This window comes from Chitinophaga sp. (genome assembly GCF_036569125.1).
In the GTDB taxonomy this organism is placed as follows: domain Bacteria; phylum Bacteroidota; class Bacteroidia; order Chitinophagales; family Chitinophagaceae; genus Chitinophaga.
On the sequence record NZ_DATCRF010000401.1, the window covers coordinates 1 to 11052 of the forward strand.

Consider the following 11052-nt stretch of genomic DNA (forward strand, 5'->3'; position numbering starts at 1 on the left):
TGCTTTCTGCCTAATTCAATTTAATTCTTCAATCCAACAACATGAAAATATCAGATTATGCGGTAAAAAATTACCAGTTCACGCTGGTGATCTTTATCATGATCATTGTGCTGGGTGTTGTTACCCTGCTGAACATGCCCCGCTCAGAAGACCCGGAAATGCACTCCCCTTCCTATACAGTGATAGTAGTGTATCCCGGCACCAGCCCTAAGGATATGGAGGAGCTGGTGGTAGATCCCCTGGAAAAAGAAATATACGGGCTGGAAGATATTAAACGCATCCGTACCACCATCAGCGACGGGCTGGCCGTACTGCGTGTCGAATATAAGTACAGCAGCAACGTGGATAATAAGTACCAGGAAATTGTGCGTACAGTGAATAATAAACGCCGCGACCTGCCGCAGGACAACATCAGCATTGACATTAAAAAGCAGCAACCCTCTGATGTGAACATTGTGCAGCTGGCGCTGATCTCTGAAAATGCGCCCCGCGACAAGCTGAAATACTATGCAGAAAACCTGCAGGATGAGCTGGAAAAGCTACAGCCCCTGAAGAACGTAGAGATCTTTGGCCTGCCGGAACAGCAGGTACGCGTGGAGCTGGACCTGGAAAAGCTGGCGCAGCTGAACCTGCCCATTGCTAACGTGATCAACAGCCTGCAGAATGAAACCATCAACATTCCCGGTGGCAGCATTGATGCCGGTAACCGCATCTTTAACATAAAAACCAGCGGTAACTATCATACCATGGAAGAAGTGAAGAACACCATTGTGTACACTTCCAACGGGCGTAACCTTTTCCTGAAAGATATTGCCAATGTATATTACGGTTATGAGGATGCCACCTATCAAACCCGCCTGAACGGCTTCCGCTGCATATTTGTAACGGCTGCACAGAAAGAAGGTGAGAACATCAGCAAAACGCAACAAGTTTATAAGCCGGTTATAGAAAAGTTCAAAAAAACGCTGCCTAAGAATATAGACCTGGTGCAGAACTTTGACCAGGCCAGTAATGTGAACCGGCGTTTGAGCAGCCTGGGAGGCGATTTCCTGATCGCCATCCTCCTGGTGGCCATTACCTTACTGCCATTGGGTTTCCGGCCTTCGCTGATCGTAATGATCTCTATTCCCTTATCGCTGGCCATAGGTATTATTCTGCTGCAGTTGTTCGGTTATAACCTGAACCAGCTAAGTATCGTAGGCCTGGTAGTGGCGCTGGGGCTTTTGGTAGATGATAGTATTGTGGTGGTAGAAAATATTGAACGCTGGCTGCTGGAAGGGCATACGGCGCTGGAAGCTACCTTAATGGCCACCAAGCAGATAGGCATGGCTGTAGCCGGATGTACGGCAGCGCTGATCATTGCCTTTATGCCGCTGGTGTTTATGCCGGAAGGTTCCGGTGATTTTATCCGCAGCCTGCCGCTGGCAGTGATATTCAGCGTACTGGCGTCTATGTTGGTATCGCTTACCATCATTCCTTTCCTGGCCAGCAAGCTGCTGCGCAAACATACCGGCCACCCGGACGGTAACATTTTCATGCGCGGACTGAAACGCCTGATCCATGGCAGCTATGCCCGTTTCCTGGATAAAGCCCTGCAACGGCCGGTGCTTACCATTGTGATCACGGTTATCATCTTTGGCAGCTCCATTATGCTGTTTGGCGTAGTAGGTTTTGGCCTGTTCCCCGCATCGGAAAAGCCACAGTTCCTGATCAATATTACCGCGCCTCCGCAATCCAACCTGCAGTACACCAATAATGTAGCAAAGGATATTGAAGCGGTGCTGCGCAAGGAGCCCGCCGTGAAATACTTTGCCACCAACGTTGGAAAAGGCAATCCGCGTATATACTATAACGTGATACAGGAAAATGAGCATACCGATTTTGCAGAGATCTTTGTGCAGCTGGATGAGCATACCAACCCTTCAGATAAGCTGGCGCTGATAGAAAAGCTGCGTCACCAATGGACGCCCTACCCCGGCGCCAAAGTGGAAGTGAAGAACTTTGAGCAGGGCCCGCCGGTAGCGGCTCCGGTAGAGGTACGCCTGTTTGGCGAGAACCTGGATACCCTGCGCGCGCTGGCCGGCAAAGTGGAAATGATGCTGCAGCGCACCCCCGGCACCATGTATGTTGATAACCCGGTGAGCCTGTTAAAAAGCGACATCCGGGTAGCTATACAACCTGAAAAAGCGCAGCTGCTGGGCATTCCTTCTGTGAACATTGACCGTACCGTGCGGCTGGCCGTAGCCGGCCTGAACGTAGGCAAGTACACTGATAATAATGATAACGACTACGACATTCTGCTAACCCGTGCGCATGAAGGCCGCCCCACGCTGGATGTATTCCGCAACCTGTATGTGAGCAATATGCAGGGCAAACCTTTTCCACTGGGACAAGTAGCGGAGCTTACGCTGGAAACCTCGCCGGTGAACATCAACCACCAGGAAAAGCGGCGTGTGGTATCTGTAAAAGCCTTTGTGCAAAAAGGTTTCCTGGTAGACCGGGTAATTACGGACGTAATAGGAAAAATGGATAAAATGACCCTGCCTGCCAGCTACAGCTACGAGATGGGCGGTGAGGTAGAATCGCGGAATAACTCGTTCGGCGGCTTTATGAGCATTATTATCGTTACCATCTTCCTGTTCATAGCAGTGCTGATCCTGGAATTCCGCACGTTCAAAAGCACGCTCATTGTGCTGTCGGTGATACCCCTTGGTATGGTAGGCGCTGCTGTGTCGCTGTGGCTCACCGGCAACTCGCTTTCTTTTGTGGCCATTATCGGGATGATAGCCCTGGCAGGTATTGAGGTGAAGAACACCATATTGCTGGTAGATTTCACCAACCAGCTGCGGGAGCAGGGCAAATCGCTGGAAACCGCCATCCGCGAGGCCGGCGAGGTACGCTTCTTACCTATTGTATTAACTTCTTTAACGGCCATTGGCGGCTTAATACCCATCGCCATTTCCAGTAACCCGCTGATTGCGCCGCTGGCTATTGTGTTAATTGGTGGACTGATCAGCTCCACGTTGCTTTCGAGAGTTGTAACACCGGTGGTGTATAAGCTGATACCACCGAAGGTGTAGATGTGCAGGTGTGCAGATGTGCAAATATGCTAATGTGCTGATGTGCTGGTTGGTAGATGGACAGGCCGGAGGCATTTGCACATTTGCATATTTGCACATCTGCACATTATTTTAGTATTTTGTGTGGAGATGGCATTTCATTTGCACATTTGCATATTAGCACATCAGCACATCATTTTTATGCTCTTCCGGAAACTTTTACTCTACTGCGCCCTTGCCGGGACCATACCGGCAGCGCTTCAGGCCCAGAACCAACCGTCTTTTGACCCTGCTTACCAGTTTGTACAAAGCGGCAACCTGGTGCAAGACAAGAACTTTTACCTGCTTACCCTGCTGGAGCAGGAGCCTACCCTGCACAAGGCCCTGGAACGCAATAAGATCTTACAGCAGGTTTATAAACAGCAGCTGAAAGAAGTGAATACCATAACAGACAGCTGTAAGAATGCCGCCTGCTTTGCCTCTCCCCTGCTGTTTGACAATAACGAGATCAAAGCCATTGGCAACGCATTGGAGCAGGTGTATAAAACACAGCCTGCTTTCCGCGCCACCTTGCAGCAGCACCTGAAACCCAGCGGCGCTTTTATGCGTTATGAATCCCTGCCGGATGAAAAAATACTGGAAGAACGCTGGCGCGAAGAAGCCAATGGGCTGAACTACATCCTGAATGCCTATACCCGGAATACCGGTTTGCGTTACCCGCGCATAGATTCCGCCATGTATAATGTGCACAGCGATACCTATACCCAGGCTGTCAGAGATATACTGGTAACTTACAAGCAACACCCGGATGCATCCGGCCTGTTCTTTACCCCTACCCTGCATTTGGCTATGGACCTGCTGCAGCTGAATAAAAAAGACCATGCAGCCCGGCATGAACCTATGGCCGTTACCAATCAGAAAACGCTGGCGCAGCTAAGCAGTGTGCAGTGGGATAAATTTGATTATTCGGCCATCCTGGTACTGGGCGCAGGGCCGGAAGATGATGCGCCGATCAGTGTAATGAACAAACTACGCTGCCGTACCGCTGCAGATATTTACCAGAAAAACAAAGCGCCGTTTGTGATCGTATCCGGCGGGTATGTGCACCCGTTTGGAACAAAATACAGTGAAGCCATAGAAATGAAACGTTTCCTGGCAGATAGCTGTAATGTACCGGAAACGGCCATCCTGGTGGATCCGCATGCCCGGCACACCACTACCAACCTGCGGAATGCCAACCGCATTCTGCTGCGCAATGGTTTCCCGACAGATAAAAAAGTATTGTGCACCAGCAGCAAGGCGCACCTGATCTATGTGGCCAGTGTGTTCTTTGAAAAGGTATGTCTTAAAGATATGGGCTACCTGCCCTACCGCAAGTTGCGGCAGGTGGATGACCTGAGCATTGAGTATTACCCGGTGGCGGAGAGCCTGCATGAGGATCCGCTGGACCCGCTGGATCCGTGATGATGTGCAGATGTGCAAATATGCAGATGTGCAGATGGAGGGAATGTGCTGATGTGCTGATGTGCTGGTGGGTAGGTGTAGATGTGCTGATGTGCAAATATGCAGATGTGCTGATGTGCTGGTGGAATGTGCGAATGCGCTTCCATCTGCACATTATTTTTTGCTGGTATAAACCAGGTATTCAAAGGTGTTGAGGCTGTTATTTGGACCTGGATTGAGGACCTTTATTTTTACCTGGTGCTTTTTAACCGGCAGCCGGTAATTCCAGCACAGGTCATTGCTGCGGGTTTGAAAGCTGGTGGGCAGCACTATGGTAGCGGTTTTGCCGCCATCAATAGATACTTCCATGGTAATGCTGCTATCCGGCACGTTAGCTCCCTGCTTACGGGCTTCTCCCTTTAATACAAAACCGCTTCCTTCAAAATCAAAAGAGAGCTCCTGCACATTGTTCCTGTAAAGCGGAATACGGTCTGCGGGAATCAGGCCTTCAAAGCATTGTTCCAGGCGCACAGGCTGAGGCGTTTGCACGGCAATGGTCACCTGCTCATTTGCTACCTTGCCGCCGTTACGGCGTATCATTTCCAGCGCATGCTTATAGCTGGTGTTATATACTTTATTGAGGGAGGTGCTGGTGTATTTGAAATCCAGTCCTTCTGCTTCCTTTAATCCCATTTTCCAGTGATCAGGGATCCGTTTATATCCCAGCATGGCGCCCAGGATGCCGCCGGCAGATGAGGGGTTACAATCTGCATCCTGCCCCGCCCTGGTGGCAATGTCCAGTGTTTTAGTGAAATCACCGTTGCCGTATAATAATCCCAGCACAACATAAGCTGCATTGATCTTGGCATCTATATCAAAAGCGTTAAACACACCATCGGGGCAGCCATTCTCGCTGGACCATTTCTGCTGGATCTCGTACCAGCTGTGGTGCCAGTCGTTCGGGTACTGCTGATGCCAGCGGATCACGTCTTCAATACACTGGCGGAATGTGCTTTTTGCGGGTACGGTTTTCAGCGCTTCCGTAACAATGTATTGTATATCGTCGGCAATAAATGCCAGCGAGTACATGGCGCCTATGTATACGCCGCCATACCAGCCATCCCCATAATTCATGATATGGCCTACCTTATCGCTGATGGCCGATGCCGTGTTAGGCATACCGGGGCTCATTAAACCGGCAAAATCCGATTCTATCTGGTAATCAATATCATCTGCATGGGGGTTGTTGGTCCAGTGGCCGGATGCCGGCGCTTTAATACCCTGCAGGATATTATAACGGGCCGACTGGTTGGCGTGCCACAGCATATAACCGGCACGGGCAAACGCCTGCGCAAAAGAATCTACCGGGGCATCCAGCCCGGCGCGGTCCAGCACTTCCACAAAGGTGAGGTCCATGTAAATATCATCGTACAGGCCGGGATTTTCCAGCATGGTCTTTTTCAGGTAACCATCATACCAGCGCAGGGGCTGATAGTCCTGTATAAAGGTGCCATTGAAACGGAACTCGTAAGGCCCGCCAAAAGTAACGCCGATGGTTTGCCCGGCCCAGCCGCCCATGATCTTATCTTTGAGCGCCTGTTGGGAAAGCGTTATGGTGGAAGATTGCCGTGTTGTGCAATGAAATGACAGGCAGGTAAGTGTGATCCATACTATGGAGTATCTCATTCAGTGGAATTTAGGAGGTTTAACTACAGATAATTTAAGGAAAAAACATCAGATCATCCATAAATTTCCCCTTATGGTGGGGGTAAAGGGCCGGATCATCTATTAAGTGTTACATAGTGTGCCGTGGTACCCCATATTTGTATCTCTATTTTGCATATCTATGATCAAGAAACTATTTACAGCTATTACCGGCCTGTTGTTGGTGGCAGGTGTTTCCTATGGACAAAAGCTTCATTACGGATTAAAGGCCGATCTGCAATTCACCAGTCTTAATGGGCGGGGCATGCAAGGCAGCTTTAATCCCGGGTATGATGCGGGTGTTTTCCTGGAGTATAATATTACTTCCAAATGGGGTATTCAGCCGGAGGTATTGTTCTCCCAGTTCAATAACAAAAAGGATGATGATTTCCTGACGTATTATGTGAACTCCGGCAACAGCAGCGCTAAATCTTCTATAAAGCTAAGCTACGTAAGCGTACCAGTGCTGCTGGCCTACAAAGTGAACGACCTGTTCACCCTGAATTTAGGGCCGCAATTCAGCATGCTGGTGTATGATAATGAAGATATATTGCTGAAAGATAAAGCTGCTTTTAAGAACATCGATTATGGCGTGGCGGCAGGTATAACGCTGCATGTATCGCAGGTGCGGTTCTATGGCCGTTACACCCTGGGCCTTGCAAATATTAATAATATTGATGACCGCTACAAATGGAATAGCCAGCAGATACAGGTGGGGTTAGGAGTAGCGATTAAGTAGGCGCAAAGCAGAAAGCTGAAAGCATAAAGGATAAAGCAAAAAGCTATTGGAGCGGAGAAGGATTCTTATGGCAAGCATCCGTTTCAATAGCTTTTTGCTTTATGCCTTAAACATCCGCGTCAATAGCTTTCTGCTTTACGCTTTTTGCTTTATGCTTATTTAGACATTTCCAGCGCCTTCGTAGTAGTATAATATTTAGCGATCATGCCCGGCACTTCCCAATCCGGCAGGCTGCCGCTTTTCAGATACTCCATATAACGCTGCAGCACCTGCGCAAAATGCGCTTCGTGGCCTACCTTATATTTTGCAGGGATCACGATCTTAAAACCCTGTTTACTTTTTTCCAGCGACAGGCCGGGGTACTTGCTTTCCAGCTGCTTTAAAGCTGCCTGCAGGTTCTTTTCCAGGTCTGCGGCTTTGGTTTTACCTACCGCCTCTACGTACAACGTAGGCTCAAACTTTTCATCCTTTCCCTGGCGGATCACCAGGTTGCTGTTAGTGCCGCGCAGCATGGAATAATGCGTATCTCCGCTGCCTTCAGGGCCTGCGTATTGCCACAGGGCGGTTACTTTTACGTGCACACCTTTGAGCGTGTAACGGGCTTCGCCGTTAGCATGTACATTCAGCACCGTGTCTTTGGCAAATGGCTGCAGAAAATCCGGGAAGCTATCCAGGCCGGTGATGGTACGGAACTGTGATAAGGTGATGGGCGTAGGCCAGTGGCGCGCGCCCTGCAGCTGGATATCTTTCTTATAATCCAATACTACCCCGGGAAAGCATTCCCATTGCACCAGGTCAACCAGGTGGGTGCCTACATCCACAATAGCATCGCCCTGCTGGGCAGGATCAAAGAACCAGGCCGGCCGGGTAAGGGCTTTGCCGGATACATATTTGTAGAAATTGTGCACGCTTTCCATTACTACGCCGGGCTCTTTTTCTGTGCCGGGCTGCAGCTCGCCAAAAACGTCGTGTATGCGCGACAGCTCGCCCTGCAGGGTGTTGGTGATCTCGGAGCGCTCCGTCATAATATCATAGAGCAATACCTTTTTCGCTTTGGCATCCTCAAAGGTTTTTTGCAGTGTGGCAAAACCTTCGGAGCTAATGGCCATGGGCTTATCGGCCAGTACATTCATACCGGCTGCCACGGCCTGCTGTATGTATTCTGTTTTGCGGTGGTTGTTGCCTGCCATCACCACTACATTGCCTTTCTTTTCCTGCACCATTTTTTCCAGGAAGTCCGGGCCTTTATACACATCCTCCTGCCAGTGAGTAGGCGCTTCTGTACGGGTATTGTACTGGTCAATGAAACGCAGTTGCGCCTGCAGCTCCGGGCCATCCGGTGCATACACATGCACTACGGAATCAATGCCGGGGCTCATTGACTTTTGCACCAGCGCTGCATGAAAGTGGCCGGGATCCAGCGTTATGAGCTTAATATCCGCTTCCGTAGCAGCGGTGGTTTCCTTTTCCTGTTCTTTTTGTCCGGTGTTGCAGGCATTGTTCATCATGCTTAACACTAATAGTGATGTTACGATCTGTTTTTTATTCATGGTTCGTCTGATTGCTTTATGACAGGCGCGGAGATTGCCGCGGTGTTATGTGTGCCACACCTTTGAGGTATGGCACACGTTATAATGTATATGGCCAGCGCTGCGGGCGGGTGAGCATTGCATTGGCGGCATCATCGTTTTTAAAACGTTCATTCACCGGATCCCAGTACAGCTTGCGCTGCAGCTTCATGGCGGCATGGTTCAGCAGGCAGATGGTACAGGCGCGGTGGCCTACTTCTATGGGTGTGATGGGCGTTTGCCGGGTAGCTATGCTCTCCAGCCAGTTGCCGTGATGGTCTTTGGTTTCGTATAAATGCACCCCGCTTGCCGGTATCACGGTGCTGAGTATACGCGGATCGCTTGCATCCAGCGCTTTGTTGTTCTGATCCTTTGCCACCGGATCACTGGAAGTAGCGGCGTAATTGCCACGGGTAACAAAGATCCATCCTTCTGAGCCTACAAATTTTACCCCGTTAGGGTATTCATTACTGGCCAGCACCTTTACCCCGTTGGCAAAGATAGTTTCCGACTTAAAAGGGCCATGCACATCCCATAAATTACCAGCAGGCGGAAACTCGGCAGTGGCGCTTATTTCCACTGGGCCGGTATATTCCGTATCCAATCCCCAGTTCACAATATCAAAATGGTGAGCGCCCCAGCCGGTGATCATACCTGCGCCAAACTGCTCGCAGCGCAGCCAGCCGGGACGTGAAAAATCGGCCTGCGGGTGCACCCGTTTTTCCGTGTAGGACACATAAGGCGTTTCTCCCAGCCATTTCTCGTATAACAGGTTAGCGGGCAGCGGCATTTCTTTTTCCACTGTGCTTTCTTTAGGATCGTCAATGGGCAGGCCTACATATACGGTATGCACCTTGCCAATGGCGCCGTTACGCACCAACTCACAGGCTCTTTTAAACTGCGGCATAGAGCGTTGCTGGCTGCCTACCTGCAGTATGCGGCCGCTGCGGTGCACTTCGTTGCTAAGCAGCCGCCCTTCTGCAATGGTTAAAGAGGCCGGCTTTTGCATATACACATCCTTACCGGCACGCACGGCATGTATGGCAGGCATTACGTGCCAGTGGTCCGGCGTGCTGATAAGCACTGCATCCACATCTTTATTGTTTAACAGCTCCTGGTAGTCTTCGTAGGTTTTTACACCATCGTAGGGCTTACCGGTTTTTTTGCTGTAATAGTCGTTCACCAGTTTTTGTGCGGACGTAACGCGGTTGCGGTCCAGGTCACAAACAGCGATGATCCTTGCCTGATCGTACTTCCATACGCCGGGCATATCATGCCCGCGGGAGATGCGGCCATTGCCGATAGCGCCAATATTAATACGGTTGCTGGGGGCATATTTGCCTAATACATGGGCGGGTACAATGGTGGGAAAATTAATGAGGGCCAATGCACCGGCGCCTTTTACAGCGTTCTTCAGAAAACGCCTGCGTGTGGAATGATGGTTATCCTGTTTTTCCATGGGTTATTGTTTTTCATACGTGGTTTGATCACTAGCGGGGGAGAAAATACAACAAAAAAACGGGAATGTGCTAATGTGCTGATATGCTAATGTGCTGATGAGGAGATGGTGATTAGAGTAGGCCTGACCAGGGAGGGACACGAGTGGAACATGAGATGGACCTGAGATGGACATGAAGGGAGTGCGCTTTTACCCAGGGTTGAATGAGGGTGTAATATGAGAAGCACATGGGAGAGCAGCGCATAAGTGGTAATAAATTATTGATGTGGAAACGGAAAAAACGACGCGCTCAAAACGTGCATTTTCGTTCAAAATGTTCATTTTCGCTCAAAAGTGATCAAAACGTTCACTTCATTTGGGTAGTTCTGTGAGGGCTTTTATTTTTGCCAGGTACACCAAAAATATATCGTTATGGCAAAACAAGTTGGTCCTGTTTTCCTGACAGGCACTGTAGGTAATGTTACCTATTACAAAATGGACGGGCAATATTATGCACGGTCCAAAAGCTCATTAAGCCGCAAGCGGGTAAAGCGTTCCCGCAGCTTTAAGCGCACCATGGAATATGCGGACTGGCTGGCACAGGCATCCCGGATTGCAGCGGCTATTTACCGGTTATTTCCCCGTAAAACAAGGCTGCATGATGATTACCGGACCCTTACCGGCCAGGCCATGCAGCTGCTGAAATCAGGTGTGGAAAAGACGATCGTACAAGAGCTGCTGGAAAAGGAGCACCGGCATAAATTTGACCCGGAATTAATTGATCCGGATCAAGAAACGGGGAATGGTGAAATGCACCATGCTGTGAATGCAGCAATGCAAGCTCCTGATGCAGCTGCAGCAGCGGCTATTTTACAGGAGATGCCTACACAGCAAACTACCTGCATCGGCACACCATCGTCCAAAACAGGCAGGCGTTTGCAATACTATAATATAAGGGGCGAGAAAATACAGCGGAAACAAGGCGGATGGACGGTTATACCGGAGGCACGCGAAACACGGCCTGCAGCCGCGGTTCAGCCAAACGGGCAACTGGTCTATGCCGAAGATGGAACTGCGGATAGCCCTACACCTCCATCTGGT

Annotated in this window: 7 protein-coding genes; 4 read left to right on the forward strand and 3 right to left on the reverse strand. The window is 49.9% G+C overall.

Annotated features, from left to right (window positions below):
* Nucleotides 1-41: 41 nt before the first annotated feature.
* Nucleotides 42-3080, forward strand: a complete 3039-nt coding sequence (locus tag VIM87_RS14985; RefSeq protein WP_331997773.1) for an efflux RND transporter permease subunit — start codon at nucleotides 42-44, stop codon at nucleotides 3078-3080.
* Nucleotides 3081-3260: 180 nt separating this feature from the next.
* Nucleotides 3261-4523: a YdcF family protein gene (locus tag VIM87_RS14990; protein ID WP_331997774.1), complete on the forward strand. Its 1263-nt coding sequence runs from the start codon at nucleotides 3261-3263 to the stop codon at nucleotides 4521-4523.
* A 153-nt stretch (nucleotides 4524-4676) separates the two neighbouring features.
* Here VIM87_RS14990 and VIM87_RS14995 read toward each other — a convergent pair whose 3' ends face one another.
* The gene (locus VIM87_RS14995; RefSeq protein ID WP_331997775.1) at nucleotides 4677-6188 is read right to left on the reverse strand and encodes an ADP-ribosylglycohydrolase family protein; all 1512 of its coding nucleotides are present in this window, start codon (nucleotides 6186-6188) and stop codon (nucleotides 4677-4679) included.
* A 160-nt stretch (nucleotides 6189-6348) separates the two neighbouring features.
* On the opposite strand from VIM87_RS14995, the gene VIM87_RS15000 reads away from it, so the two are divergent.
* Nucleotides 6349-6945, forward strand: coding sequence for a porin family protein (locus tag VIM87_RS15000; protein ID WP_331997776.1), 597 nt, complete (start codon nucleotides 6349-6351; stop codon nucleotides 6943-6945).
* Nucleotides 6946-7100: 155 nt separating this feature from the next.
* Here the strand turns inward: VIM87_RS15000 and VIM87_RS15005 are convergent, their stop codons facing one another.
* Both VIM87_RS15005 and VIM87_RS15010 read right to left on the reverse strand, forming a co-directional pair.
* On the reverse strand, nucleotides 7101-8495 hold the full coding sequence (locus VIM87_RS15005) for a putative oxidoreductase C-terminal domain-containing protein (RefSeq protein WP_331997777.1): 1395 nt from the start codon (nucleotides 8493-8495) through the stop codon (nucleotides 7101-7103).
* A 79-nt stretch (nucleotides 8496-8574) separates the two neighbouring features.
* Nucleotides 8575-9972, reverse strand: a complete 1398-nt coding sequence (locus VIM87_RS15010; RefSeq protein WP_331997778.1) for a Gfo/Idh/MocA family oxidoreductase — start codon at nucleotides 9970-9972, stop codon at nucleotides 8575-8577.
* A 411-nt stretch (nucleotides 9973-10383) separates the two neighbouring features.
* Here VIM87_RS15010 and VIM87_RS15015 point away from each other — a divergent pair.
* On the forward strand, nucleotides 10384-11052 hold a 669-nt coding region (locus tag VIM87_RS15015; RefSeq protein WP_331997779.1), incomplete at its 3' end, for a hypothetical protein.